This is a genomic window from Pseudomonas sp. OF001, assembly GCF_904426495.1.
GTDB lineage: Bacteria > Pseudomonadota > Gammaproteobacteria > Pseudomonadales > Pseudomonadaceae > Geopseudomonas.
This window is the reverse complement of sequence record NZ_CAJGBM010000021.1, coordinates 15,641-40,629: the sequence shown is the minus strand read 5'-3', so window position 1 is coordinate 40,629 and position 24,989 is coordinate 15,641. Positions and strand designations below refer to the sequence as shown.

The following is a 24,989-nucleotide window of genomic DNA, read 5'->3' as shown; positions in this document are numbered from 1 at the left end:
CGAGACACTTGGTCGCAGCAGGGCCCGCAAGGGCCTGCTTAGGGACGAATGAATTCGCCCCTACAAGTCACGCGAGCGCGCGACGCGGCAGGCGCAGGCGCGCGCACAGCCCGCCGAGTTCGGCGCTGTCCTCCAGACTCAGGCTGCCCCCGCAGGCCTGGGCGATGTCGCGGACGATGGCCAGGCCCAGGCCATGGCCGGCCACCTGCTCGTCGAGACGGCTGCCACGGGCGACCACCACCTCGCGCTGCTCCGGCGCGATGCCCGGGCCGTCATCCTCGACGCACAGCCAGTAGCCTTCGCCATCCGCGCCGGCGCTGACCTGCACGGCGCTGTCGGCCCACTTGCAGGCGTTGTCCAGCAGGTTGCCGAGCGCCTCCAGCAGGTCCTCGCGGTCCCATGGCAGGCGCAGTCCCTCCGGCGCCTGCCAGTCGATGTCGACGTGCGGATGGATCTGCCTGAGGGTTGTGCACAGCGCGGGCAGCTCGGTGGCGCAGTCGAAGTGCGCGCCGGGCAGCGCCTCGCCGGCCAGACGCGCGCGGCCCAGCTCGCGGGCCAGGCGCTGCTCGATCTGCTCCAGCTGCTCACGCAGGGTGGCACGCAGTTCCGGCTGGGCGCGCAGCTCCTCGCGGTTGGCCAGGCTGACCAGTACGGCGAGCGGCGTCTTCAGCGCGTGGCCGAGGTTGCCGAGGGCGTGGCGCGAGCGCTTGAGGGTCTCCTCGGTGTGGTGCAGCAGGTGGTTGACCTGCCCCACCAGCGGCTCCAGCTCGCGCGGCACGTCGCTGTCCAGCGCGCCGAGGCGACCGGCCTGCAGTTCGGCGATCTGCGCGCGCACCCGCTCCAGCGGCGCCAGCGCACGGCGTACGGTCAGCCACTGCAGCAGCAGCGCCAGCAGCAGGCCGCCGGCACCGAGGCCGAGGCCGAGCCAGCGGATGCGCGCGAGGCTGGCGAGCACCGGGCTGTAGTCCTGCGCCACGCTGATGGAGAAGTTCTGCCCGAAGCGGCGGAAGTCGCCGCGATAGACCAGCAGGCGCTGGCCCTCGATGCCGTCCTCCAGCCCCGGCGCCAGCCCCTTGCGTGGCGGGCGCGGCAGCTCGCTGTCCCACAGGGAACGCGAACGCCAGACATCCTCGGCGAAGTCGATGCGGAAATAGCGCCCGGAAAAGGTCCGCTGATAGGCCGGGTGCAGGCGCCGCTCGTCCAGCTGCACGCCCTCCTCGCCGCGCACCAGGGCGATCAGCAGGGTCTCCGCCTCGTCCTGCAGGTTGCTCTCGTGGTAGCGGCGCAGGCCGCTGTCGAGCAGCCACAGGCTGCCCTGCAGCAGGGCGAGCATGACGACCGTCAGGGTCGCCGTCAGGCCGAGGCCGAGGCGGCTCTGGAGCGACCTCACCCGTCCTGCTCCGCGTCGCCGGCGTAACGGTAGCCCTGGCCGCGACGGGTCTCGATCACGCCGCGGCCGAGCTTGCGGCGCAGGTGGTTGACGTGCACTTCGATGACGTTGGACTCGCGCTCATTCTCGCCATCGTAGAGGTGCTCGGTGAGCTGGGTCTTGGAGAGGATCTGCCCGGGATGCAGCATGAAGTAGCGCAGCAGGCGGAATTCGGCGCCGCTCAGGGAAATCTCCTCGTCGCCGCGGCGCACGCACTGGCGCGCCTCGTCGAGAACCAGGCCGGCGGCCTTCAGCTCGCTCTGGTTGGCCACGCCGTGGGCGCGGCGCAGCAGCGCCTGGATGCGCAGGGCCAGCTCCTCGGGGTGGAACGGCTTGCTCAGGTAGTCGTCGGCGCCGGCCTTGAGGCCGTCGATGCGTTCGGCCCAGCTGCCGCGCGCGGTGAGGATCAGCACCGGGATGGCCAGGCCGTCGGCGCGCCAGCGACGCAATACCTCGAGCCCCGGCATGCCGGGCAGGCCGAGGTCGAGAACCACCAGGTCGTAGGGTTCGGTAGCGCCCTGCACCAGAGCATCGCGGCCGTCGGCCAGCCAGTCCACGGCGTAGCCCTGGCGGCCGAGATCGGCCAGCAGTTCGTCGGCGAGGGCGACGTTGTCTTCCACCAGCAGCAGGCGCATCAGTCGTCCTCCTCGTCCTTGAGGATGCGGCCCGTGACCGCATCCAGATCCAGTTCGCGCACCTGACCGCCGTCGGTGAGCAGCTCGACCTCGTAGACGTACTGGTCGTCCTCCTCCTCCAGCTCGGCCTCCAGCAGGCGTGCGCCGGGGTAGCGCTGCATGGCCTGCTGCAGCAACTGCTGCAGCGGCTGGATCACGCCCTCCTGGCGCAGGCGCAGGGCCTCGTCCTGGTCGAGATCGCGGGCCTGCGCCGAGGCGATCAGGCACAGGGTCAATCCGGCGATGAAGGGCGTGGTCTTGATCATCAGTCGTCCTGGTGGTCCTTGAGGATCTGGCCGTTGGTGGCATCCAGCTCCAGGTCCCACTGCACGCCCTGGGCGTCACGCAGTTCGACCTGGTAGACGTAGCGGCCGTACTCCTCTTCCAGCTCGGTTTCCTCGACGGCGGAACCCGGGTGCTTGGCGATGGCGGCTTCGTTGAGCTTCTCGAAGGACATGATGGTACCCGCATCGCGCAGTTTCAGCGCCTCGTCCGGGCCGAGGTCGCGGGCCTGGGCTACACCGGCGGTGGCGGCGATCAGGGCGGTGGCAAGCAGGGCAGTGAGTTTTTTCATCTTCGATCTCCTGGGGAGTGAGTGGCTTTCGATGGGTTCACTCTAACCAGCGCTGCTTAATTGAGCCTGAATCGGCCATGGCGGACGGAGCGGCCTGAACTTGCCAGGACCACTGCTTGTAGACGTTGTTCTCCCCTTCGCTGCCGATGGCGACCTGATACAGCGACAGGTAGATCCCGTAGGAAGCTTCGATCTGGTGCATGGCGAGTTCGGCGCATCGACCGTCAACCGACCGGAGATCATGTAGATACCGCGCCGGGCCTTGGACGTCGATGCAGAAGACGGACCAAGGCCAGCATGCAACCACGAGATGAACAGATGGGGGAACAGCAAAGCCCAGAAACGACAAAGCCCCGGAAACCGGGGCTTTGTGCTGAATAGATGGCGGAAGCGTAGAGATTCGAACTCTAGGACAGTTGCCCGTCGGCGGTTTTCAAGACCGCTGCCTTAAACCACTCGGCCACGCTTCCACAACGGGCGGCAATACTACCCGATCGAAACAGACTGTCAAACTCTGTTTCTTGGCGCGGCGTCCGGCTTTGCTAAGATTCGGGCATCCCGCCAATCTGGCGGACGTTGCATGTCCAGGAGGAAAGCACAATGCGCGAACAACCCTATGTCCTGCAGGGCACGCAGGTCGACCAGATCGAGACCAGCAAGGTCCTGCGCAACACCTACGCCCTGCTGGCGATGACCTTGGGCTTCAGCGGCCTGGTGGCCTTCGCCGCGCAGCAGGCCCATGTGCCGCACCCGGGCATCCTGATCACCCTGGTCGGCTTCTACGGCCTGTTCTTCCTCACCGTGAAGCTGCGCAACTCCGGCTGGGGCCTGCTCAGCACCTTCGCCCTGACCGGCTTCATGGGCTACACCCTCGGCCCGATCCTCGATCGCTACCTGAGCATGGCCAACGGTGCCGACGTGATCGTCAGCGCCTTCACCATGACCGCCATCGTGTTCGGCGGCCTGTCGGCCTACGTGCTGACCACCCGCAAGAACATGAGCTTCCTGTCGGGCTTCATCACCGTGGGCTTCTTCGTCCTGCTCGGCGCCATGCTGGCCGCCTGGCTGTTCGAGATCAGCGGCCTGCAACTGGCGATCAGCGCCGGCTTCGTGCTGTTCTCCTCGGCGGCGATCCTCTACCAGACCAGCGAGATCATCCACGGCGGCGAGCGCAACTACATCATGGCGACCATCAGCCTGTATGTGTCGATCTACAACCTGTTCATCAGCCTGCTGCAGATCTTCGGCATCATGGGCAGCGACGACTGATCCCACCCTGCCGTGCACTCCATGGAGCCCGCCTTTTGGCGGGCTCTTTCGTTTGCGTTTATCATGTGCGGCATTGTTGCCAGGCCGCTCCAGATGAAATTCGCCATCGCCCTGTTCGCCCCGCCCCATGCCCCGTCCAGCCGCCGTGCCCTGCGTTTTGCCGAGGCGGTGCTGGCTGGCGGCCACGAGATCGTCCGCCTGTTCGTCTATCAGGATGCCGTACAGCTGGCTTCCGCGCTGACGGTCAGCGCCCAGGACGAGCTGGACCTGCCGGCCGCCTGGCGCGCCTTCGTCACCGAGCACCAGCTGGATGGCGTGGTGTGCATCGCCGCCGCCCTGCGCCGCGGCGTGCTGAACGCGGAAGAAGCGCAGCGCTACGGCCGCGCCAGCCACAACCTGGAGGCGCCCTGGGAGCTGTCCGGTCTCGGCCAGCTGCACGAGGCGGCCCAGGACGCCGACCGCCTGATCTGCTTCGGAGGGGACTGAGATGGCCAAATCCCTGCTGCTGATCTGCCGCCGCTCGCCGTGGAACGGCCCGGCCGCCCGCGAGGCGCTGGACATCGCCCTGGCCGGCGGCGCCTTCGACCTGCCGATCAGCCTGCTGTTTCTCGACGACGGCGTGTTCCAGCTGCACAGCGGCCAGCACCCGAAAGCCATCGAGCAGAAGGACCTGACCGCCAACCTGCAGGCGCTGCCGCTGTTCGGGGTCGAGGCGCTGTACGTCGCCGCCAGCGACCTGCAGCACCGCGGCCTCACCGCCCGGCAGCTCGCCCTGCCGGTCACCGAGCTGCCCGACGCCGAACTGCCTGCCCTGCTCAACCATCACGACCTGGTGATCACCCTCTGATGGCCACCCTGCACCTGCTTTCCCGTTCGCCGTTCGCCGACACCAGCGGCGCCAGCTGCCTGCGCCTGCTCGGCCCGGGCGATGGCCTGCTGCTCTGCGGCGACGCCGTCTACGCCCTGCAACCCGGCTCGCAGCCGTTCGAGGTGCTGCGCGCGCTGCCGGCCGACCGCCGGCTGTTCGCCCTCGCCGAGGACCTCCAGGCCCGCGGCATCGCCGCGCCGGAGTTCGTCCACCCGCTCGACTACCCCGGCTTCGTCGAGCTGACCCTGCGTTTCGAGCGGACCAACAGCTGGCTATGAGCATGATCACCGTAGACGGCAAGGACATCGCCCTGGACAAGGACGGCTACCTGGTCGCGCTGGACGACTGGAACCCGGCGGTGGCCGAGGCGCTGGCCGCGCGCGAGCAGATCGTGCTGGGCGCGGCGCACTGGGAAATCCTCGAACTGCTGCAGCGCTTCTATGCCGAATTCCAGCTGTCGCCGGCCACCCGCCCGCTGATCCGCTACACCGCCCAGCAGCTCGGCCCGGAAAAGGGCAACAGCCTGCACCTCAACCAACTGTTCCACGGCACTCCCGCCAAACTGGCCGCCAAGCTGGCCGGACTGCCCAAACCGACCAATTGCATATGACCCCGACCCTGGTGACTCCCGCAGAACACCCCTTCGCGCAGTTCGTGCGCATCCTCGGCAAGGGCAAGCGCGGCGCGCGCAGCCTGACCCGCGAGGAGGCCCGCGAGGCCATGGGCATGCTGCTCGACGGCAAGGCCGAGGAGGTGCAGCTCGGCGCCTTCCTCATGCTGCTGCGGCACAAGGAGGAGAGCGCCGAGGAGATCGCCGGCTTCACCGAGGCGGTGCGCGAGCGCCTCAACGCACCGCCCACCGTGGTCGATCTGGACTGGCCGAGCTACGCCGGCAAGAAGCGCCACCTGCCCTGGTACCTGCTGGCGGCCAAGGCCCTGGCCGCCAGCGGCGTGCGCATCCTGATGCATGGCGGCGGCGCACACACCGCCGGGCGCCTGTACAGCGAGCAGCTGCTCGACCGGCTGGACATCCCCTGCTGCAGCGACTGGGCGCAGGTCGGCCAGGCCCTGGACCTGGGCAATGTCGCCTTTATCCCGCTGGGCGCCTGGATGCCGCGCCTGCAGCACATGATCGACCTGCGCAACACCCTCGGCCTGCGCTCGCCGATCCACTCGCTGGCCCGCGTGCTCAACCCGCTGGGCGCGCGCTGCGTGCTGCAGAGCATCTTCCACCCCGGCTACCAGGCCATCCACCGCGAGGCCAGCGTGCTGCTCGGCGACCACGCCATCGTCATCAAGGGCGATGGCGGCGAGATCGAGGTCAATCCCGACGTCGACACCCACCTGTTCGGCACCACCACCGGCCAGGCGTGGGACGAGGAATGGCCGGCGCTGTCGGCGCAGCGTCACGTCAAGCCGGCCAGCCTCGACCCCGAGCACCTGGCCGCCTTCTGGTGCGGCGAGGCCGAGGACGCCTACGGCCGCCTGGCCGTGCTCGCCACCATGGCCCTCGCCCTGCGTGGCCTGGGCCTGGAGCGTGAGGCCGCCTTCCAGCGCGCCGCCGAACTGTGGGAGCGTCGACTGGGGTGAGCCGTCGGGGCGGGCTGCCGGATCGGGAGCCGCCCGAGGCTTTCCGGTCCGATCATCCATGACCCTGAGCATCCACCAACTGCGCGTACAGGACTGGCGTCAGGCCTTCGGCACCGGCGACTACAGCCGTGGCCGCGACTATTTCCTCGACAACCGCTCGCAGATCGACGGCCTCGAGAAGGGCGTGCTGCTCGCAGAGTGCCGCGGCTCCGGCCGCCAGCGCTACCGCCAGCGCATCCGCCTGATCGACCGCGGCGCGCACTGGGACGTCGACGGCCGCTGCAGCTGCCCGGTCGGCTACAACTGCAAGCACGTGGTCGCCGCCCTGCTGACCCTCGAGCGCCTGCAGCTGCAGGGGCATAGCGTGCCCGACCGCGACGCCCCGCCGGAAATCATCGACCTGCCCGCCGCGGCGCCGCAGCCGCGGCTGATCCTCGGCAGCCACGTGCGCGTGCACTACGACGCGCGCAAGGGGCGGATGATCGAGCAGACCCAGCACCGCGCCGCGCTGGCCTTCGACTACCAGGGCCACGTCACCTTCGGCCGGGTGGCGCAGAAGGAGTGGCTGGTCAGCCTCGATGCCCGCCGCCAGCTGCGCATCGCCCGCCAGCTGGAGGTCGAGGCCGCGCTGCGCCAGCAGCTCAACACGTGCGGCTTCAGCATCGCCCTGCGCCGCAGCGAGGCCCTGCCGGAAAGCGCCGGCGAGCCCTTCGAGCTGCCCGACGATGCCGCCTGGCTGCACTTCGTCCGCGAGCAGCTGCCGCAGTTGCGCGAACAGGGCTGGCAGATCCGCCTGCAGCCGGACTTCCAGTTCAACCTGGCGACCCTCGGCGACTGGCACGTCGGCATCGAGGAGGTCGAGGAAGGCGACTGGTTCGACCTGGAGATGGGCATCGAGGTGGACGGCGAGAAGGTCAGCCTGCTGCCGATCCTGCTCCACGCCATCCGCCACTCGCCCTGGCTGCTGACCGGCGAGGCGCTGGCCCGCCGCGGCGACGACGAGGAGCTGCTGGTGCCGCTGCCGCGCAGCTACGGCGGGCGCCGCGTCGCCCTGTCCTTCGGCCGCCTCAAGCCGCTGTTGGCCAGCCTCGGCGAGCTGTACTTCCGCGCCGAGCAGGACGAGGACGCGATCTGGAGCGAACGCCTGCGCCTGGGCCGCGCCGACGCCGCGCGCCTGGCCGCCCTGGAGCAGGTGCCGGCGCTGCACTGGCTGGGCGGCGAGCGCTTGCGCGAGTTCGCCCGCCGCCTGCAGGAGCTGCCGCAGCAGCCGGTGGCCACCCCGGCCGGTCTGCGCGCCGAACTGCGCGACTACCAGCAGCACAGCCTGGCCTGGCTGCAGGCCCTGCGCGAACTCAAGGTTGGCGGCATCCTCGCCGACGACATGGGCCTGGGCAAGACGCTGCAGACCCTGGCACACATCCTCGCCGAGAAGCAGGCCGGCCGGCTGACCAGCCCGGCGCTGATCGTCATGCCCACCAGCCTGATCCCCAACTGGCAGGACGAGGCGGCGCGCTTCGCCCCCGAGCTGCGCGTGCTGGCCCTGCACGGCGCCCGGCGCAAGGCGCTGTTCGCGCAGATCGAGCAGAGCGATCTGGTGTTGACCACCTACGCCCTGCTGCCGCGCGACCTCAAGCAGCTGCATGGCCGCCACTGGCACCTGCTGATCCTCGACGAGGCGCAGAACATCAAGAACCCGCGCAGCCGCGCCGCCCAGGCCGCCGGCCAGCTCATGGCCGACCAGCGCCTGTGCCTGACCGGCACGCCGCTGGAGAACCACCTCGGCGAGCTGTGGTCGCTGTTCAACTTCCTGATGCCCGGCTGGCTGGGCGACAGCAAGGCGTTCACCCGGGTCTACCGCACGCCGATCGAGAAGCGCGGCGATGCGCTGCGCCTCGCCCACCTGGTGGCGCGGGTCAAGCCCTTCCTGCTGCGCCGCACCAAGGAGCAGGTGGCCCGCGAGCTGCCGCCGAAGACCGAGATCACCCAGCGCATCGAGCTGACCGACGTGCAGCGCGACCGCTACGAGACCCTGCGCCTGGCCATGGACCAGAAGGTGCGCGCCGAGATCCAGCGCCTCGGCCTCGGCCGCAGCCAGCTGGTGATCCTCGAAGCGCTGCTGCGCCTGCGCCAGGCCTGCTGCGACCTGCGCCTGCTCGGCGACGAGGGCGCCGAACACGCCAGCGCCGACTCCGGCAAGCTCACTGCGCTGCTGGAGATGCTCGAGGAGTTGATCGCCGAGGGCCGCCGCGTGCTGCTGTTCTCGCAGTTCACCAGCATGCTCGGCCTGATCGAAGCCGAACTGAAGGCGCGCAAGATCGCCTACGCCAAGCTCACCGGCGCCACCCAGGACCGCCGCGCGCCGGTAGAGGCGTTCCAGGGTGGCCAGGTGCCGGTGTTCCTGATCAGCCTCAAGGCCGGCGGCGCCGGCCTCAACCTGACCGCCGCCGACACGGTGATCCACTTCGACCCCTGGTGGAACCCGGCCGCCGAGGCCCAGGCCAGCGACCGCGCCTACCGCATCGGCCAGGACAAGCCGGTGTTCGTCTACCGGTTGATCGCCCGCGGCAGCGTCGAGGAGAAGATCCAGCAGCTGCAGCAGAACAAGGCCAGTCTCGCCCGCAGCGTGCTGGAAGGCGGCGGCCAGGGTGAATGGACGCTGAGCGAGGCGGACCTCGACGCCCTGCTGGCGCCGCTGGCCTGAGGTGCGCTTCTCCGACCCGCTGCACGCCCCGGAGCAGAGCATCGCCTGCGAGCGGCGCGACTATCCGGAGTGGCACCGCGGCCGCACCCGCTATGGCGTGTGGACCCTGCCGGTCGACTGCCCGCGCATCCTCGCCCGCCTCGAACGGGCGCGCGCGCATCTGGGCGCCTGGCTGCATGGAGACTACCGGCGCCAGGCGCATATCACCCTGTTCGTCTGCGGCTTTCCGGCCGAGGCCGCGCGCTTCGACGACGACTTCCCAGGCGAACGCCTCTCCGCCCAGTTCGATACACTGCGCCGGCTGGCGGCTCGCCCCTTCGAGCTGCAGATCGGCGGCCTGGACAGCTACGCCAGCGCACCCTTCCTCACCGTCGGTGATCCCGACCGGCGCCTGGGGGCCCTGCGCGCAGCGCTGGCAGCGCACAGCGCGGAAATCCGCCAGGCACCCTATCATCCGCACCTGACGGTCGGCCTGTACGCCCGCGCCGTGCCGCGGCAGGCCCTGCAGCAACGGCTGGGCGGGTTCGCCGACGCCGAGCCGCTGGCGCTACCTATCCACGAACTGCACTACAGCACCTACGCCGCCAGCGAGCTGGCTGGCCCGCTGCACGTCGAGCACCGGCTGGCACTCTGCCCCAGCCCTAGGTCTTGATCACGTAGCCGTAGGCGCGCTTGCGTCCGTCCGCCTCGCGCTGCAGGTAGACGCCCTGGATTTCCGGCTCGAAGCCGGGCAGCGCGTTGACGCCCTCCTCCAGCGCCAGGAAATACTGCAGCGCCGCACCGCCCCACACCTCGCCCGGCACCACGCAGAGCACTCCCGGCGGATAGGGCAGCGCCCCTTCGGCGGCGATGCGCCCGTCGATCTCGGCCAGCGACACCAGCTCCACGTTGTTGCGCAGCAGATGCTGGTTGGCCTCCCAGGGCGTCAGCGCCTGGCGGGGGAAGTGCTGCTTGCGGAACATCTGCTTCTGCAGCTTGTTCATCGCGTGGCGCCTGTAGAAATCGTGCATTTCCAGGCACAACCGGCGCAGCGTGTAGTCGGCGTATTTCTCGTGCGCGGCATGGATGGCCGGCAGAACCTCGCTCAGCGGGCTGTCGTGGTCGATATGGCGCTCGAACTGGGCGATATGCGCCACCAGGTGCTGCAGCTTGGCGAAGTTGTCCGAGGGCGTGAGCAGGAACAGGATCGAGTTGAGGTCGGCCTTCTCCGGCACTATGCCGTTGGCGCGCAGGTAGTGGGCGAGCACCGCGGCCGGTACGCCGAGCGAGGCATAGCCCCCCGTGGTCGGGTCGATGCCGAAGGTGGTCAGCAGCATCTTGCACGGATCGACGTAGTACTGGTCCCTGGCGTAGCCGGCGAAGTCGTGCCACTGGTCCTCCGGCCGGAATTTGAAGAAGCGCAGGTCGTCGATGATCATCTCGGTTTCGTGCTCGGCCCACGGGCGGCCGTCCACCTGCGCCGGAATGAACGGCTTGATGTACTTGCAGGTGCGCAGCATCAGCTTGCGCGCCTCCACGCCGTTCCTGATGCACTCGCGCCACAGGTTGCGCCCGGCCAGGCCGTCGTGCATCTGCGCGTTGACGTCCAGCGCCGCGAAGATCGGATAGAAGGGGCTGGTCGAGGCATGCATCATGTAGGCGTTGTTCAGCCGCTTGTGGTTGCAGTAGCGCGGCTGGCTCTTGATGTGACGGTCCTTCTTGTGGATCTGCGACGACTGCGAGAAGCCCGCCTGCTGCTTGTGCACCGACTGGGTGACGAACAGCCCCGGGTCGTCCGGCCCCAGGTCGAGCAGCAGCGGCGAGCTGTCGTGCATCATCGGGATGAACTGCTCGTAGCCGACCCAGGCCGAGTCGAACAGGATGTAGTCGCACAGCCGGCCGATCTTCTCCACCACCTGGCGGGCGTCGTAGATGGTGCCGTCGTAGGTGCCGAGCTGGATCACCGCCAGGCGGATCGGCCGCTCCTGCTGTGCCCTGTCCGGGTCGACCTCGGCGATCGCCGCACGGATGTACTGCTCGTCGAAGCAGTGCGCATCGATGCCGCCGATGAAGCCGTAGCAGTTGCGCGCCGTCTCCAGGTACACCGGCCTGGCGCCGCAGAGGATCAGCGCGCCGAGGTGGATGGACTTGTGGTTGTTGCGGTCGAACAGCACCAGGTCGTCCTTGGCCAGCAGCGCGCTGGTAACCACCTTGTTGGAGGTCGAGGTGCCGTTGAGCACGAAGTAGGTCTTGTCGGCGTTGTAGATGCGCGCGGCGTTCATCTGCGCGTCGCGGGCCGGCCCCTCGTGGATCAGCAGGTCGCCGAGCTTGACGTCGGCGTTGCACAGGTCGGCGCGGAACACGTTCTCGCCGAAGAACTCGAAGAACGCCCTCCCCAGCGGATGCCCGCGGAAGAACTGCCCGCCCTGGTGCCCTGGGCAGTCGAAGGCCACGTTGCCGGTCTTCACGTACTCCTTGAGCGCCCTGAAGAACGGCGGGTAGAGCTTCTGCGCGTAGGTCTCGGCCGCCTGGGCGATGCGCTTGCCGTTGAAATGGCGCTCGCCCTTGCCCACCTGCAGCGTGCCGGCGATGCGCGACAGGATGTCCTCCGGCACCGCCTCGCCCGGCCGCAGGGCGACGAACAGCGGGATCGGGAAACCGGTATGGGCGATCCGGGCCAGCACCTCGCGCGCCTCGTCCGCCGCCGTCACCACGGCGGCCACGTTGGTGAAGTCGGTGCTGGCCAGATCGATCATCGCGTGTTCGAGGATGAAGCTGTCGAACAGTGAGGGCGGGCAGGCGATCTTGAACGTGCTCATGGGACTCTCCGGGCCGAAGCCCTCGGCGGCGACCTCTTGAATCTAGCCAGCGGCACGGGCTTTGCCAGCGCCCACGCCAGGCGCCGCGGATCGACGATGGGCGCGCGCGATCAATGCGTCCTTCTGTTGACCGGTGAAGCGTGCAGGTGATGCCAATATGGGCGATCACAATTCATTATGTTAAGTGACGCCTGATAAAATGGCTGCCTGCCCCCCACTCGCCACTGCCGCTGGATCGCCAGGCCCAACCAGCTCACCACGCGACTGCAAGCCGGCCGTATAATCCGGCCACTTACCCCGCAGCCCGGACGGAGGGATTCCCCGGAGCCATGCCGATCAAGTACGCCCGCCGCCTCACCGATCGCCGCCGTTCCCGGCAGAGCAATCGCCAGCTCGGCCTGTGCCTGGCGTTCATCGCCGGGGCGGCGAACGCCGGCGGCTTCATCGCCGTGCAGCAGTACACCTCGCACATGACCGGCATCCTTTCCTCGGTGGCCGACAACCTGGTGCTCGGCGCCAGCGACCTGGCCCTCGGCGGTATCGGCGGCCTGCTGTCCTTCGTCGCCGGGGCCATCACCTCCACCCTGCTGATCAACTTCTCGCGCCGGCGCCGCCTGCACGGCCAGTTCGCCCTGCCGCTGCTGCTCGAGGCCTGCCTGCTGCTGTGCTTCGGCGTGCTGGGGGCGCGGCTGATGGAGATTCCCGGCTTCTTCGTGCCGCTGACGGTAATGCTGCTGTGCTTCATCATGGGGCTGCAGAACGCCATCATCACCAAACTCTCCAACGCCGAGATCCGCACCACCCACGTCACCGGGATGATCACCGACATCGGCATCGAGCTGGGCAAGGCGCTCTACGTCAACCGCCACGAGCGCCCGGACCAGGCGCCGGTACGCGCCAACCGCGAGCGCCTGCGCATCAATGCCCTGCTGGTCGGCTGCTTCTTCACCGGCGGAGTCAGCGGCGCCTTCGGCTTCCAGCACTTCGGCTTTCTCGTCACCGTACCGCTGGCGGCCCTGCTGCTGACCCTGGCGCTGGTGCCGGTGTTCGACGACCTGCGCCTGGGCTGGCAACTGCGGCGGCGCCGGCGCAGCTGATGCAGCGTCCACAGGCCGGGGCGCTGCGGATAGTCCGCTTGAGCGATAGGCAATGCACGGCTGGTCTGATATATAGAGGAAGCGCCCTCGCAAACGGATGGACGAGATGAATCAACGCAAATGGATCGCCCGCGGCATTCTCCTCGCGGCGCTGGCCGGCGCCGGCTGGCTGGTCTGGCAGGGGCTGCAGCCCAAGGGCCTCGGCGAGAGCTTCGTCAGCGGCAACGGGCGCATCGAGGCCACCGAGATCGACGTGGCCACCAAGCTGGCCGGGCGCATCGCCGCCATCGAGGTCGACGAGGGCGCCTTCGTCCAGCCCGGCCAGGTGCTGGCGCGCATGGACACCACGGTGCTGCAGGCGCAGCTCAGCCAGGCCCAGGCCCAGGTGCGCCAGGCGCAGAACGCCATCCACACCGCCCACGCCCTGGTCGCCCAGCGCGAGAGCGAGAAGGCCACCGCCGCGGCGGTGGTGCTGCAGCGCCAGGCCGAGCTGACCGCCGCGCAGAAGCGCCACCAGCGCACCGCGGCGCTGGTCAAGCGCAACGCCATGGCCCTGCAGCAGCTCGACGACGACCTCGCCGCCCTGCAGGGCGCCCAGGCGGCGCTGGCCGCGGCGCGGGCCCGGGTACTGTCCGACCAGGCCGCCATCGAGGCGGCCCGCTCGCAAGTGATCGAAGCCGAATCCGCCGTCGAGGCCGCCAAGGCCACGGTGACCCGCCTGCAGGCGGACATCGACGACAGCGCGCTGAAGATCGACCGCGTGGCCCGCGTGCAGTACCGCATCGCCCAGCCCGGCGAGGTGCTCGGCGCCGGCGGCAAGCTGCTCAACCTGGTCGACCTGGCCGACGTGTACATGACCTTCTTCCTGCCCGAGCGCCAGGCCGGCCTGGTGGCGCTGGGCAGCGAGGTGCGCGTGGTGCTGGATGCCGCGCCGCAGTTCGTCATCCCGGCCAGGGTCAGCTACGTCGCCAGCGTCGCCCAGTTCACCCCCAAGACCGTGGAGACCGCCAGCGAACGGGAAAAGATGATGTTCCGGGTCAAGGCGCGCATCGACCCGGAACTGCTGCGCAAGCACCAGGACCAGGTGAAGACCGGCCTGCCCGGCATGGCCTACCTCAAGCTCGCGCCTGAGGCCCAGTGGCCCGCCCACCTGCAGCTGAACGCGAATGCCGGCCAATGACTGAGGAGCGCGTCGCCCGGCTGGACAACGTCAGCCTCGTCTACGGCAAGACCCATGCCCTGGACGGCATCGGTCTGGCAATTCCCGCCCGGCGCATGGTCGGCCTGATCGGCCCGGACGGGGTCGGCAAGTCCAGCCTGCTGGCGCTGGTCGCCGGCGCCCGGCAGATCCAGCAGGGGCGCGTCGAGGTGCTCGATGGCGACATGGCCGACAAGGACCACCGCCGCGCGGTGTGCCCGCGCATCGCCTACATGCCGCAGGGCCTGGGCAGGAACCTCTATCCCACTCTCACGGTGCGCGAGAACCTCGAATTCTTCGCCCGCCTGTTCGGCCAGGCCCGCGAGGAGCGGCGCTGGCGCATCGACGAGCTGACCCGCAGCACCGGCCTGCACCCCTTCCTCGACCGCCCGGCCGGCAAGCTGTCCGGCGGCATGAAGCAGAAGCTCGGCCTGTGCTGCGCGCTGATCCACGACCCCGACCTGCTGATCCTCGACGAGCCGACCACCGGCGTCGATCCGCTGTCGCGCAACCAGTTCTGGGAGCTGATCGAGCGCATCCGTGCCGGCCGCCCGCAGATGAGCGTGCTGGTGGCCACCGCCTACATGGACGAGGCGCAGCGCTTCGACCACCTGGTGGCGATGGACGCCGGCCGGGTGCTGGCCACCGGCACGCCGGTCGAACTGCTCGAACGCACGCGGAGCGACAACCTGGAGCAGGCCTTCATCCGCCTGCTGCCGGAGGAGCGGCGCCAGCACCACCAGGCGCTGGTGATCCCGCCGCGCCAGCACAACGACAGCATCGCCATCGAGGCGCACGGCCTGAGCATGCGCTTCGGCGACTTCGTGGCGGTCGACCGGGTGAACTTCCGCATCGAACGCGGGGAGATCTTCGGCTTTCTCGGCTCCAACGGCTGCGGCAAGACCACCACCATGAAGATGCTCACCGGCCTGCTGCCGGCCAGCGCGGGCGAAGCGCTGCTGTTCGGCAAGCCGGTGGACCCGCACGACCTGCAGACCCGCCAGCGCGTCGGCTACATGTCGCAGGCCTTCTCGCTGTACAGCGAGCTGAGCGTGCTGCAGAACCTCGAGATGCACGCCCGCCTGTTCCACCTACCGGCCGAACGCCGCCAGGCGCGCATCCGCGAGATGCTCGAGCGTTTCGAGCTGCAGGACGAACTCGACAGCCTGCCCGACAACCTGCCGCTGGGCGTGCGCCAGCGCCTGTCGCTGGCAGTGGCGGTGATCCACCAGCCGGAGATCCTGATCCTCGACGAACCCACCTCGGGCGTCGACCCGATCGCCCGCGACGGCTTCTGGGCACTGCTGATCCAGCTGTCGCGCGAGGAAGGGGTTACCATCTTCATCTCCACCCACTTCATGAACGAGGCGCTGCGCTGCGACCGCATCTCGCTGATGCACGCAGGCCGGGTGCTGGACAGCGACACGCCGCAGGCGCTGATGGAAAAGCGCGGCCTGCCGACCCTGGAGGCGACCTTCATCGCCTATCTGGAGGATGCCCAGGCCGACACCGAAGAACCGCAGGCGAACGCGGACAGCGCGCCCCGCGCGGCGCCGCGCAAGGTCGCCGGCAGCGCCGAACAGCACGCGCGCTTCAGCCTGCGGCGCCTGCTCAGCTACAGTCGCCGCGAGTCCATGGAACTGCGCCGCGACCCGGTGCGCGCCCTGCTGGCGACGCTCGGCACCGTGCTGCTGATGTTCATCATGGGTTACGGCGTCAGCTTCGACGTGGAGAACCTCAGCTACGCGGTGCTCGACCGCGACCAGACCACCACCAGCCAGAGCTACCTGCAGAACATCGCCGGCTCGCGCTACTTCATCGAGCAGGCGCCGTTGGCCAGCCACGCCGAGCTGGACCGGCGCCTGCGCAGCGGCGAGATCAGCCTGGCCATCGAGATCCCGCCCGGCTTCGGCCGCGACCTCAAGCGCGGCGACCGCCCGCAGGTGGCGTTCTGGATCGACGGCGCCATGCCGGTGCGCGCCGACACCGTCAAGGGCTACGTGCAGGGCCTGCACGCCAGCTACCTGCAGGAGCTGGCCCGCGAGGCCGGGGTCGACGCGACCCAGCCGGCCGAGGTGGCCATCCGCTACCGCTACAACCCCGACGTGCAGAGCCTGCCGGCGATGGTGCCGGCGATGATCCCGATCCTGCTGATGATGATCCCGGCGATGCTCACCGCCCTCGGCGTGGTGCGCGAGAAGGAGCTGGGCTCGATCACCAACTTCTACGTCACGCCGACCACCCGCCTGGAGTTCCTGCTCGGCAAGCAGCTGCCCTACGTCGGCCTGGCCATGATCAACTTCTTCACCATGGTGCTGCTCGCCGTGTTCGTCATGGGCATCCCGCTCAAGGGCAGCCTGCTGACCCTGAGCCTCGGCGCGCTGCTGTACATCGTCTGCTCCACCGGCCTGGGCCTGCTGATGTCGTCGATCCTGCACAGCCAGATCGCGGCGATCTTCGGCACCGCCATCGCCACCCTGCTGCCGGCCATCCAGTTCTCCGGGCTGACCCACCCGGTGTCGGCGCTGGAGGGCGCCAGCGCCTTCATCGGCCAGCTGTACCCGACCAGCCACTTCCTGATCATCAGCCGCGGAGTGTTCTCCAAGGCGCTGGACCTGGGCGAGCTGCTGCCCTCCTTCCTCCCGCTGCTGCTGGCCATCCCGCTGCTGACCCTGGCCAGCGTCGCCGGCCTGCGCAAGCAGGAGAAGTGACATGCGCGCCCTGTCCAACATCCTCCAGCTCGGCCTCAAGGAACTGCGCAGCCTGTACCGCGACCCGGCGCTGGTGGTACTGATCGTCTACTCCTTCACCCTGGCGATCTACTCCAGCGCCACCGCCATCCCCGAGGCGCCGCACCGAGCCACCATCGCGGTGGTCGACGAGGACCGCTCGCCGGTCTCGCAGCGCCTGCTCAACGCCTTCCAGCTGCCCTACTTCGTGCCGCCGGTGTACATCGACCACGCGCAGATGGACGGCGGCATGGACGACGGCCGCTACACCTTCACCCTGAACATCCCGCCGGGCTTCCAGGAGGACCTGCTGGCCGGGCGCCGGCCAGCCATCCAGCTCAACGTCGACGCCACCCAGGTCAGCCAGGCGTTCACCGGCGCCGGGCACATCCAGCAGATCATCGCCGCCGAGGTGGCCGAGTTCGTCCAGCGCTACCGCAGCGCCGAGGCCCTGCCGGTGGAGGCGGTGGTGCGCACCGCCTTCAACCCCAACCTGACCCGCGCCTGGTTCGGCGCGGTCAACGAGGTGGTCAACCAGATCACCATGCTGGCGATCATCCTCACCGGCGCGGCGCTGATCCGCGAGCGCGAGCACGGCACCATCGAGCACCTGCTGGTGATGCCGGTCACCCCCGTCGAGATCATGCTCGGCAAGGTCTGGGCGATGGGCCTGGTGGTGCTCGCCGCCGCCGCCTTCTCGCTGGCCTTCGTGGTGCGCGGCTGGCTCGACATTCCCCTGCAGGGCTCGCTGGCGCTGTTCATCGGCGCCTGCGCCCTGCACCTGTTCGCCACCACCTCGATGGGCATCTTCTTCGGCACCGTGGCGCGTTCGATGCCGCAGTTGGGCCTGCTGACCATCCTGGTGATGATTCCGCTGCACATCCTCTCCGGCGGCGTCACCCCGCGCGAAAGCATGCCCGAAGCGGTCCAGCAGGTGATGCTGGCCGCACCCACCACCCACTTCGTCCAGCTGGCCCAGGCCGTGCTGTTCCGCAGCGCCGGGGTCGACATCGTCTGGCCGCAGCTGCTGGCCCTGGCGGCCATCGGCGCGGCCTTCTTCGCCGGCGCACTCGGCCGCCTGCGCAGGTCGCTGCAGTGACGGATACTTCGCAGATCAGGAACATGAGGAAACTCACCTTGAAACGGACCCCCAGCCTCGCTCGCCTGCTGGCGCTGGCCATCGCCCTGGGCACCAGCCACGGCCTGCGAGCCGAACAGCCGGCGCTGTCGACCCGCGTCGACCTGTTCGGCGTCTACATGGAGGCGATGCGCAACAACGCCGATCTGGCCGCCGCGCGCGCCGACTACCAGGCGCGCAAGGAAGCGGTACCGCAGGCGCGTTCCGCCCTGCTGCCGCAGCTCAACGGCGGCGCCAGCCTGCGCGACACCCGCACCGAGCTGGACCAGCCCTCGACCAGCTTCTCGCGCAGCGGCCCGCTCTTCCAGGCCAGCCTCAGCCAGGCGCTGCTGCGCGCCGACCGCTGGTTCCAGCTGCAGGCCGCCAAGGCAGTGAGCAGCCAGGCCGCGCTGGAGCTGTCGGCGGTGGAGCAGAACCTGATCCTGCAGAGCGCCGACGCCTACTTCGGCGTGCTGCGCGCCCAGGACACCCTGGCGGCGACCAAGGCCGAGGAGGCGGCCTTCCAGCGCCAGTTCGAGCAGGCCAGCGCGCGCTTCGAGGTCGGCCTGTCGGATCGCACCGAGGTGCTCGAGACCCAGGCCGGCCGCGACACCGCGCGCGCCAACCGGCTGATCGCCGAGCGCCGGGTGGAGGACGCCTTCCAGGCGCTGACCACCCTCACCGACCGTCACTACCGCTTCGTCGAGGGCGTCCGCCATGAGCTGCCGATCGCCCCGCCGGCCCCCAACGAACCCGACTCCTGGGTCGACACCGCCATGCAGCGCAACATCCTGCTGCAGGCCAGCCAGTACGCGGTGAGCGGCGCCGAACAGACCCTGCGCCAGCGCAAGGCCGGCCACGCACCGACCATCGACCTGGTGGCGCAGTACCAGAAGGGCGACAACGACCGCCTGGGCTACAGCAATACCGCGCTGTCCGGGCGCGTCGGCCCGCTCATCAGCGACGTGGAGCAGCAGAGCATCGGCCTGGAACTGAACATCCCGCTGTTCAGCGGCGGCCTGACCAGCTCGCAGGTGCGCGAGGCCTGGCAGCGCCTGAGCCAGAGCGAGCAACAGCGCGAGAGCCTGCGCCGCCAGGTGGTGCAGAACACCCGCGACTCCTACCGCGCGGTGAACAGCGCGGTATCCCAGGTGGAGGCCCGCAAGCAGGCGATCGTCTCCAGCAGCAGCGCCCTGGAAGCCACCCAGCTCGGCTACGAGGTGGGCACCCGCAACGTCGTCGACGTGCTCGATGCCCAGCGCCAGCTGTACAGCGCCGTGCGCCTGTACAACGAGGCGCGCTACAGCTATCTCCTCGAGCAGCTGCGCCTCAAGCAGGCGGCCGGCATCCTCAGCCCGGAGGACCTGCAGGAGCTGTCGCCCTGGCTCAAGCCCGACTACGACCCGGACCGCGACTTCCTGCCGCCGCTGACCCGCACCGCTGACGACGCCCGGGAGTGAGCCACCCGAGCTTTTTCTGTTGCAGCGCACAAAAGACAGCTATCCTGTTCCTCGAGCCCCGATCTCGATACCGTCTGGCCCGAGCCTTCCAGACGTCCGCCTGCGGGCGTCTGCGCCGCATCAACGGAGCGCTGCGGCACCGCGAGAGCCTGTTCCGCCAGTTGAAGGAGTAAACGATGAACATGCCCACCCCTGCGTCCGCCCTGCCGCCTTCGACGCCCGTACCGGACGACGGCGCCCCCAATCCGCTCGATCTCAAGGTCCACGCCGCGATCGCCCGGGCCAGTTCGTCGCTCTCCCCCACCGCCCTCTTGCTCGCCCTGATCGACTGGTCCTGCCACCTGGCCGGCTCGCCCGGCAAGCAGCTGGAGCTGACCAGCCTGGCGCTGGAACATACCCGGCGGGTCAGCCAGTACCTGCGCGAGATCGCCCTCGCAACCCCCGACTGCCCGGCCCACGACTGCGTCGAACCGCCCAGGCGCGACCGCCGCTTCGCCGCCCGGGAGTGGCACGACTGGCCGTTCAACCTGATGCACCAGTCCTTCCTGCTCACCCAGGACTGGTGGCGCGCGGCGACCCACGGCGTGCGCGGGGTGTCGCGCCACCACGAGGAGGTGGTTGCCTTCGCCGCCCGCCAGCTGCTCGACCTGTTCTCGCCCGGCAACTACCTGCCGACCAACCCGGTGGTGCTGCAGCGCACCCTGGAAACCGGCGGCGGCAACCTGGCGCGCGGCATGATCCACTGGCTGGAGGACTTCGAGCGGATGGCCGCCGGCCGGCCGCCGGCCGGCGCCGAGAACTTCGTGGTCGGCCGCGACGTGGCGACGACGCCCGGCAAGGTGGTGCTGAAGAACCGCCTGATCGAACTGATCCAGTACGCGCCGACCACCGGTACCGTCCATCCCGAGCCGATCCTCATCGTGCCGGCGTGGATCATGAAGTACTACATCCTCGACCTGTCGCCGCACAACTCGCTGGTCAGGTACCTGGTCGACCAGGGTCACACGGTGTTCTGCCTGTCGTGGAAGAACCCCGGCGCCGAGGACGGCGACCTGGGCATGGACGAGTACCTGCAGCTCGGTTTCTTCGCCGCCCTCGAGGCGATCAACGCCATAGTCCCCGGCCAGAAGGTGCACGCCACCGGCTACTGCCTGGGCGGCACCCTGCTGTCGATCGCCGCCGCCGCCATGGCCCGCGACAACGACGAGCGCCTGGCTTCGGTCAGCCTGTTCACCGCGCAGACCGACTTCACCGAGCCCGGCGAGCTGGCGCTGTTCATCGACGAGAGCCAGGTCAGCCTGCTCGAGGCGCAGATGCGCGAAACCGGCTACCTGACCGCCGGACAGATGGTCGGCGCCTTCCAGCTGCTGCGCTCCAACGACCTGCTGTGGTCGCGCATGGTCGGCGAGTACCTGATGGGCGAACGCGGCACGATGAACGACCTGATGGCCTGGAACGCCGACGCCACGCGCATGCCGGCCCGCATGCACGCCCAGTACCTGCGCCGCCTGTTCCTCAACGACGACCTCAGCGAGGGACGCTACCCGGTGGGCGGGCGCCCGGTGTCGCTGAGCGACATCGACACGCCGATCTTCTGCGTGGCCACCACCCAGGACCACGTCGCGCCCTGGCGCTCGGTGTTCAAGCTGCACTACCTGACCCCGGCGCCGATCACCTTCCTGCTCACCAGCGGCGGCCACAACGCCGGCATCGTCAGCGAACCGGGCCGGGCCCGGCGCCACTACCAGGTCATGGACCGCCCTGCCGGCGGCACCTACGTGGCCCCCGATGCCTGGCTGACCAATGCACCGCGCCACGAGGGCTCCTGGTGGCCGCAGTGGCAGGCCTGGCTGCAGGAGCGCTCGGGGTCACCCGTCGCGCCACCCGCGCTGGGCGCCCCCGAGCGCGGCTATCCGCCGCTCGACGACGCGCCCGGCCAGTACGTGCGTGAAAAGTAGCCTGCCGCCCCTCCTCCCACCTCAGCCCCGAGGGAAGTCGCCATGTATTTCGATGCCCAGTCCGCCCTGACGCTGTACAAGGTCAATCTGCAGTTCTCCTTCCGCCTCTGCGACCTGCTGCGGGAAAACGCACTGCGCTGGAACGAGGCCGGCAGCCGGGCGGTCGACACCTGCGCCGCCGAACTGGAGAGCGCCACCACGCGCATGCTCGACGCCAGCGACTGGAGCCGCCTGGCCTTGGTCTCCAGCGACCTCTACTGGAAGGCCCTGCAGCTGCAGACCCGTGCCGTGCAGCACCTGGCGGAAACCACCCTGAGCAATCACGGCTCGCTCTCCGCCGCGACCCAGGAAGCGGTATCCGCCTGGCAGAAGGAGGCCGCCGCCGCCCTCAAGGAAACCACCGGCGCCATGCCGATCAGTACCACCCTGCAGGACTACCTGCAGGACTACCTGCACCTGCTGAGCCCCGAGGGGGCCACTGCCCGGCGCAAGTCGACGCGCAGCAAGCCCCACTGAGGCCCGCTTGCCCGGCGCCGACCGGCCCACGCCAGGCCAGGTCGGCGCCGGCTGCCCCCGGGCAGCGAGCGCCCGTTGTGCGACGCAAAAAAAATCGCCCGAATCCTTCATTAACCTATTCACGAGCATTAGACCTTGGTCTAAAATGGGACCACCTTGACAAGCAGAGGAATCCCCTCATGAACGAACCCCAGCTAAAGAACCTGCTCGATGACCTGGACTCCGCCAAGGCTGCCTGCGACGGCCTGAGCCGCCTCGTGGTGACGCGCCTCGCCGAGAAGCGGATTCCGTATCGGGCAATGCTGGGAACGGTGGAACTGGACGGCAAGGTGATCTCTCCCCATATCTGGGTAGAAGCCGACGGTTGCCTGATCGACTACCGCGCGCGCGAGCAGCTGGGCGACGACACGCGCCTGCCGCACGGCGTGATCGCCAGGGACGAGGTGAAGGCCAACTACCGGGGCCAGAGCATCGTGATCGACCCGCTGCCCGACTACCTGTTCGAGCAGCTCGTGCACTGAAGCAACACATCGCCCCCGCGCCACCCTCCCCGGGTGACGCCACACAGACCCCGGCCTGCGCCGGGGTTTGTCGTTTCCGCATGCAGGAATGCTTGATTTTTAACTGTACGCATATACAGTAATCCGGAAGCCGGAGGGCCTGTCCGCCCTCCGTCCCGGCGCCCAACGGGCGACAGTCATCGAAGCAAACCGCAAGGAGCCCAGCCATGTTCATCTCACTCACTGGCCGCACGATAGCCCTGAGGAAGGCCTCTCCCTACGATCTCAACGACTTCCGCTGCTCGCCCAACGAGCTGCAGGACAAGTACGCGGCCGGCCACCGGCACGCCGAACACCCGCACTTCTCCCGCGCCCAGTGGCTGCACGCGATCAATGGCGGCGCCACCCTGCTGGGCTACTGGCAGTGGGTGTTCGAACAGGTCCAGGCCGACGACGAGACCTATCTGCTGCGCCACTGAGGCGCGCCGCTCAATCCAGCGGCTGGTCGTCGCGGATCAGCACGCAACGCCGGCCGTGGTCGTCCTCGGCACAGTCGTGGACGTAATACATCGCCACCTCGCCCTGGCCGGTCATCGCCGCCAGGTAGTCGCCCTCCTCGGCGAGGAAGAAGGCCGCGGAGCCGGGCTCGGCCTCGCACTCGATCAGCGCGGTGACGAACAGTGCCGGATCGTCGTCGCCGAAGAATGCCTCGCGCTCCGCGGCCTCCCAGTGCGCCGGTGCCTGGAACGGCCCGACCAGCAGGACGCGGGCCTCGCCCAGATCCTCCTCCTCGGCATCCGGGTCATTCTCGTCGGGGCGGTAGAGGGTGCACTCCAGCGCCCGGGCGTCCTCGAGGATCGCCCGGCGCGCCGCCAGCCGCCGCTGCGGGTCGATACCGGCCGCCGTGCACATCTGTTGCCATATCTTGTCCATGCTGTCCTTCCGCTTGGCCCCTGCCGGGGCTGACCGTGGTCGCGCGCGCCGATTGCCGGGCCGCGCATCAGGCGGCCATTCTCGACCTATTTGCCCGCCCTCGCCAGCGCAGCGATCCCGCGGCCGAACCGGCCGACGAGCAGACGAAGTGACCGCGCCGCAGCCGTGCCTCCTCGCCGGCGCCGCCTCGTTTCGTGCCTGATTGCGCAGCTTTTCCGCGGGATCGGAGCTGGCGTTGACCTGGATCAGCTTTTGCGCGGTGCGCAACGCCAATCGCTCAGGTAGCGTCGCGGGATCACGGAAAGTCGCGGCCGACGCCATCCCCGCGGACCATGCCGCATGGCCGGCCAGCGCCGCCGGGCACGCACGGGCAGCGCCTTGCCGCGAATGCAGGCGCGCCGCGCAAGCGTGAAAACGCTTCAAAAAACACGTGCAACCCCTTGATTGAAATGTTAACAATCCAGCCACAACAAGAACGGGAGCCTCCTTCCATGAAAACCCTCAAGCTCGCAGCCCTCACCCTCGCCATCGGCGCCGCCGGCGCCGCCCAGGCCGCCGACAGCTATACCCTGAAGGTTGCGCACTTCCTGCCGTCCACCTCCAACGCCCAGGTCAACATCATCGAGCCGTGGTGCGAACAGCTGCGCCAGGAGTCCAACGACCGCCTGAAGTGCCAGCTGTACCCGTCGATGCAGCTGGGCGGCACCCCCGCCAAGCTTGCCGACATGGCGCGCAACGGCGTGGCCGACATCGTCTGGACCGCCCCGGCCTACTCCGCCGGCAAGTTCCCGCGCGTCGAGGCCCTCGAGCTGCCGTTCATGCTGCCCTACGGCGGCAAGGCCGGTAACGACATCATCTGGAAGTTCTACGAGCAGTACGCCAAGGACGACTTCAAGGGCTACAAGGTGCTCTCCGTGTTCGGCGATGGCGGCATGGACCTGCACACCCGCGGCAAGGCGGTGAAGACCCTCGAGGACCTCAAGGGCCTGAAGCTGCGCGCCTCCAGCCGCACCGCCGCCAAGACCCTGGAAGCCCTCGGCGTCACCCCGGTGAGCATGCCGCCGGCGCAGATGACCGAAGCCATCTCCAAGGGCGTGGTCGACGGCGCCCTGGCCTCCTGGGAAGTGGTCCCGGCCACCAAGCTCAACGAGGTGACCCAGTACCACAGCGCCACCCCGGCTGGCGAAAACGCCTTCGGCTACACCGTGCTGACCATGCTGATGAACCAGGACAAGTTCGCCAGCCTGCCCAAGGACCTGCAGGAAATCATCGACCGCAACAGCGGCCCGGCGCTGAACGACCGTTTCGCCACCGCCTGGGACAAGGCGATGGACGCCGCCCGCAGCGCCACCCCGGCCGAAGGCCTGGTGGCCATCGACGCCGCCGCCTACAAGGCCATGCAGGACGCCACTGCCGGCGTCGCCGATGCCTGGATCAAGGACGCCAGCGGCGTCGACGGCAAGGTGCTGGTCGATGGCGTGCGCAGCCTGTCCTCCGCCTCCCGCTGACCCGTCAGCCCGATAGGCTCCCGGAGCGCCACGCGCTCCGGGACTGCCGGCCAGCCTGCCGCCTGGGCAG

At 69.0% G+C, this 24,989-nt stretch carries 25 protein-coding genes and 1 tRNA gene; 18 read left to right on the top strand and 8 right to left on the bottom strand.

Annotation, left to right across the window (positions count from 1 at the left end):
* Window positions 1–67 precede the first annotated feature (67 nt).
* The 6 genes from RA210_RS13085 to RA210_RS13060 form a co-directional block, all read right to left on the bottom strand.
* Window positions 68–1,390: an ATP-binding protein gene (locus RA210_RS13085; protein WP_201486737.1), complete on the bottom strand. Its 1,323-nt coding sequence runs from the start codon at window positions 1,388–1,390 to the stop codon at window positions 68–70.
* Window positions 1,387–2,064 (bottom strand): response regulator transcription factor, encoded by a 678-nt coding sequence (locus RA210_RS13080; protein ID WP_136488155.1) that lies wholly within the window; start codon window positions 2,062–2,064, stop codon window positions 1,387–1,389. The genes RA210_RS13085 and RA210_RS13080 overlap by 4 nt, the downstream gene beginning before the upstream one ends.
* Entirely contained in the window at window positions 2,064–2,369 is a 306-nt protein-coding gene (locus RA210_RS13075; protein WP_136488154.1) for a PepSY domain-containing protein, read from the bottom strand. Before RA210_RS13075 ends, RA210_RS13080 begins: the two co-directional genes overlap by 1 nt.
* A complete protein-coding gene (locus RA210_RS13070) occupies window positions 2,369–2,677 on the bottom strand; it encodes a PepSY domain-containing protein (RefSeq protein ID WP_136488153.1) in 309 nt (102 codons plus the stop codon). The genes RA210_RS13075 and RA210_RS13070 overlap by 1 nt, the downstream gene beginning before the upstream one ends.
* A gap of 37 nt (window positions 2,678–2,714) precedes the next feature.
* Window positions 2,715–2,879, bottom strand: a complete 165-nt coding sequence (locus tag RA210_RS13065) for a hypothetical protein (RefSeq protein WP_201486736.1) — start codon at window positions 2,877–2,879, stop codon at window positions 2,715–2,717.
* A 180-nt stretch (window positions 2,880–3,059) separates the two neighbouring features.
* Window positions 3,060–3,147 (bottom strand) — tRNA-Ser (locus RA210_RS13060).
* 130 nt (window positions 3,148–3,277) lie between these two features.
* Here RA210_RS13060 and RA210_RS13055 point away from each other — a divergent pair.
* From RA210_RS13055 to RA210_RS13020, 8 genes are all read left to right on the top strand, one after another.
* Entirely contained in the window at window positions 3,278–3,946 is a 669-nt protein-coding gene (locus RA210_RS13055; protein ID WP_201486735.1) for a Bax inhibitor-1/YccA family protein, read from the top strand.
* 93 nt (window positions 3,947–4,039) lie between these two features.
* A complete protein-coding gene (tusD, locus tag RA210_RS13050) occupies window positions 4,040–4,432 on the top strand; it encodes a sulfurtransferase complex subunit TusD (RefSeq protein ID WP_201486734.1) in 393 nt (130 codons plus the stop codon).
* A gap of 1 nt (window position 4,433) precedes the next feature.
* Window positions 4,434–4,793 carry a sulfurtransferase complex subunit TusC gene (gene tusC, locus RA210_RS13045; protein ID WP_201486733.1) on the top strand — a complete coding sequence of 120 codons (360 nt, stop codon included), beginning with the start codon at window positions 4,434–4,436 and terminating at the stop codon, window positions 4,791–4,793.
* The gene (tusB, locus tag RA210_RS13040) at window positions 4,793–5,092 is read left to right on the top strand and encodes a sulfurtransferase complex subunit TusB (protein ID WP_136488082.1); all 300 of its coding nucleotides are present in this window, start codon (window positions 4,793–4,795) and stop codon (window positions 5,090–5,092) included. Before tusC ends, tusB begins: the two co-directional genes overlap by 1 nt.
* The gene (locus RA210_RS13035; protein WP_201486732.1) at window positions 5,089–5,424 is read left to right on the top strand and encodes a TusE/DsrC/DsvC family sulfur relay protein; all 336 of its coding nucleotides are present in this window, start codon (window positions 5,089–5,091) and stop codon (window positions 5,422–5,424) included. The genes tusB and RA210_RS13035 overlap by 4 nt, the downstream gene beginning before the upstream one ends.
* Complete coding sequence (locus RA210_RS13030; protein WP_201486731.1) at window positions 5,421–6,404, top strand: glycosyl transferase family protein; 984 nt, start codon at window positions 5,421–5,423, stop codon at window positions 6,402–6,404. The genes RA210_RS13035 and RA210_RS13030 overlap by 4 nt, the downstream gene beginning before the upstream one ends.
* A 58-nt stretch (window positions 6,405–6,462) precedes the next feature.
* Window positions 6,463–9,105: a DEAD/DEAH box helicase gene (locus tag RA210_RS13025; RefSeq protein ID WP_201486730.1), complete on the top strand. Its 2,643-nt coding sequence runs from the start codon at window positions 6,463–6,465 to the stop codon at window positions 9,103–9,105.
* A gap of 1 nt (window position 9,106) precedes the next feature.
* Window positions 9,107–9,757 (top strand): 2'-5' RNA ligase family protein, encoded by a 651-nt coding sequence (locus tag RA210_RS13020; protein ID WP_201486729.1) that lies wholly within the window; start codon window positions 9,107–9,109, stop codon window positions 9,755–9,757.
* Here the strand turns inward: RA210_RS13020 and speC are convergent.
* A complete protein-coding gene (speC, locus tag RA210_RS13015; protein ID WP_201486728.1) occupies window positions 9,747–11,903 on the bottom strand; it encodes an ornithine decarboxylase in 2,157 nt (718 codons plus the stop codon). The two genes, RA210_RS13020 and speC, sit on opposite strands and share 11 nt — an antisense overlap.
* A gap of 329 nt (window positions 11,904–12,232) precedes the next feature.
* Here speC and RA210_RS13010 point away from each other — a divergent pair, with 329 nt between their 5' ends.
* The 9 genes from RA210_RS13010 to RA210_RS12970 all read left to right on the top strand — a co-directional run bounded on the left by RA210_RS13010 (window position 12,233) and on the right by RA210_RS12970 (window position 22,957).
* On the top strand, window positions 12,233–13,000 hold the full coding sequence (locus RA210_RS13010) for a YoaK family protein (protein WP_201486727.1): 768 nt from the start codon (window positions 12,233–12,235) through the stop codon (window positions 12,998–13,000).
* 106 nt (window positions 13,001–13,106) lie between these two features.
* Complete coding sequence (locus RA210_RS13005) at window positions 13,107–14,180, top strand: HlyD family secretion protein (RefSeq protein ID WP_201486726.1); 1,074 nt, start codon at window positions 13,107–13,109, stop codon at window positions 14,178–14,180.
* Window positions 14,177–16,909, top strand: a complete 2,733-nt coding sequence (gene rbbA, locus RA210_RS13000; protein WP_201486725.1) for a ribosome-associated ATPase/putative transporter RbbA — start codon at window positions 14,177–14,179, stop codon at window positions 16,907–16,909. Before RA210_RS13005 ends, rbbA begins: the two co-directional genes overlap by 4 nt.
* 1 nt (window position 16,910) lies before the next feature.
* Window positions 16,911–18,026, top strand: a complete 1,116-nt coding sequence (locus RA210_RS12995; RefSeq protein WP_201486724.1) for an ABC transporter permease — start codon at window positions 16,911–16,913, stop codon at window positions 18,024–18,026.
* A 38-nt stretch (window positions 18,027–18,064) separates the two neighbouring features.
* Entirely contained in the window at window positions 18,065–19,504 is a 1,440-nt protein-coding gene (locus RA210_RS12990) for a TolC family outer membrane protein (protein ID WP_328821106.1), read from the top strand.
* A gap of 176 nt (window positions 19,505–19,680) precedes the next feature.
* Complete coding sequence (locus tag RA210_RS12985; protein WP_236574736.1) at window positions 19,681–21,462, top strand: PHA/PHB synthase family protein; 1,782 nt, start codon at window positions 19,681–19,683, stop codon at window positions 21,460–21,462.
* 42 nt (window positions 21,463–21,504) lie between these two features.
* Window positions 21,505–21,978, top strand: coding sequence for a hypothetical protein (locus RA210_RS12980; protein WP_201486722.1), 474 nt, complete (start codon window positions 21,505–21,507; stop codon window positions 21,976–21,978).
* 179 nt (window positions 21,979–22,157) lie between these two features.
* Window positions 22,158–22,499: a hypothetical protein gene (locus tag RA210_RS12975; RefSeq protein WP_136488069.1), complete on the top strand. Its 342-nt coding sequence runs from the start codon at window positions 22,158–22,160 to the stop codon at window positions 22,497–22,499.
* Window positions 22,500–22,705: 206 nt separating this feature from the next.
* Window positions 22,706–22,957 carry a hypothetical protein gene (locus tag RA210_RS12970; RefSeq protein WP_136488068.1) on the top strand — a complete coding sequence of 84 codons (252 nt, stop codon included), beginning with the start codon at window positions 22,706–22,708 and terminating at the stop codon, window positions 22,955–22,957.
* Window positions 22,958–22,967: 10 nt separating this feature from the next.
* Here the strand turns inward: RA210_RS12970 and RA210_RS12965 are convergent, their stop codons facing one another.
* Entirely contained in the window at window positions 22,968–23,390 is a 423-nt protein-coding gene (locus RA210_RS12965) for a hypothetical protein (protein ID WP_201486744.1), read from the bottom strand.
* Between the two features lie 512 nt (window positions 23,391–23,902).
* On the opposite strand from RA210_RS12965, the gene RA210_RS12960 reads away from it, so the two are divergent.
* Window positions 23,903–24,919, top strand: coding sequence for a TRAP transporter substrate-binding protein (locus RA210_RS12960; protein ID WP_136488067.1), 1,017 nt, complete (start codon window positions 23,903–23,905; stop codon window positions 24,917–24,919).
* Window positions 24,920–24,989: the final 70 nt, after the last annotated feature.

Bases quoted from the DNA above. Each gene is read 5' to 3' on its own strand.
- RA210_RS13080 (WP_136488155.1), bottom strand. From the start codon at position 2,064: ATGCGCCTGCTGCTGGTGGAAGACAACGTCGCCCTCGCCGACGAACTG.
- RA210_RS13075 (WP_136488154.1), bottom strand. From the start codon at position 2,369: ATGATCAAGACCACGCCCTTCATCGCCGGATTGACCCTGTGCCTGATC.
- RA210_RS13070 (WP_136488153.1), bottom strand. From the start codon at position 2,677: ATGAAAAAACTCACTGCCCTGCTTGCCACCGCCCTGATCGCCGCCACC.
- RA210_RS13065 (WP_201486736.1), bottom strand. From the start codon at position 2,879: ATGCACCAGATCGAAGCTTCCTACGGGATCTACCTGTCGCTGTATCAG.
- RA210_RS13055 (WP_201486735.1), top strand. From the start codon at position 3,278: ATGCGCGAACAACCCTATGTCCTGCAGGGCACGCAGGTCGACCAGATC.
- tusD (WP_201486734.1), top strand. From the start codon at position 4,040: ATGAAATTCGCCATCGCCCTGTTCGCCCCGCCCCATGCCCCGTCCAGC.
- tusC (WP_201486733.1), top strand. From the start codon at position 4,434: ATGGCCAAATCCCTGCTGCTGATCTGCCGCCGCTCGCCGTGGAACGGC.
- tusB (WP_136488082.1), top strand. From the start codon at position 4,793: ATGGCCACCCTGCACCTGCTTTCCCGTTCGCCGTTCGCCGACACCAGC.
- RA210_RS13035 (WP_201486732.1), top strand. From the start codon at position 5,089: ATGAGCATGATCACCGTAGACGGCAAGGACATCGCCCTGGACAAGGAC.
- RA210_RS13030 (WP_201486731.1), top strand. From the start codon at position 5,421: ATGACCCCGACCCTGGTGACTCCCGCAGAACACCCCTTCGCGCAGTTC.
- RA210_RS13025 (WP_201486730.1), top strand. From the start codon at position 6,463: ATGACCCTGAGCATCCACCAACTGCGCGTACAGGACTGGCGTCAGGCC.
- speC (WP_201486728.1), bottom strand. From the start codon at position 11,903: ATGAGCACGTTCAAGATCGCCTGCCCGCCCTCACTGTTCGACAGCTTC.
- RA210_RS13010 (WP_201486727.1), top strand. From the start codon at position 12,233: ATGCCGATCAAGTACGCCCGCCGCCTCACCGATCGCCGCCGTTCCCGG.
- RA210_RS13005 (WP_201486726.1), top strand. From the start codon at position 13,107: ATGAATCAACGCAAATGGATCGCCCGCGGCATTCTCCTCGCGGCGCTG.
- rbbA (WP_201486725.1), top strand. From the start codon at position 14,177: ATGACTGAGGAGCGCGTCGCCCGGCTGGACAACGTCAGCCTCGTCTAC.
- RA210_RS12995 (WP_201486724.1), top strand. From the start codon at position 16,911: ATGCGCGCCCTGTCCAACATCCTCCAGCTCGGCCTCAAGGAACTGCGC.
- RA210_RS12985 (WP_236574736.1), top strand. From the start codon at position 19,681: ATGAACATGCCCACCCCTGCGTCCGCCCTGCCGCCTTCGACGCCCGTA.
- RA210_RS12980 (WP_201486722.1), top strand. From the start codon at position 21,505: ATGTATTTCGATGCCCAGTCCGCCCTGACGCTGTACAAGGTCAATCTG.
- RA210_RS12975 (WP_136488069.1), top strand. From the start codon at position 22,158: ATGAACGAACCCCAGCTAAAGAACCTGCTCGATGACCTGGACTCCGCC.
- RA210_RS12970 (WP_136488068.1), top strand. From the start codon at position 22,706: ATGTTCATCTCACTCACTGGCCGCACGATAGCCCTGAGGAAGGCCTCT.
- RA210_RS12965 (WP_201486744.1), bottom strand. From the start codon at position 23,390: ATGTGCACGGCGGCCGGTATCGACCCGCAGCGGCGGCTGGCGGCGCGC.
- RA210_RS12960 (WP_136488067.1), top strand. From the start codon at position 23,903: ATGAAAACCCTCAAGCTCGCAGCCCTCACCCTCGCCATCGGCGCCGCC.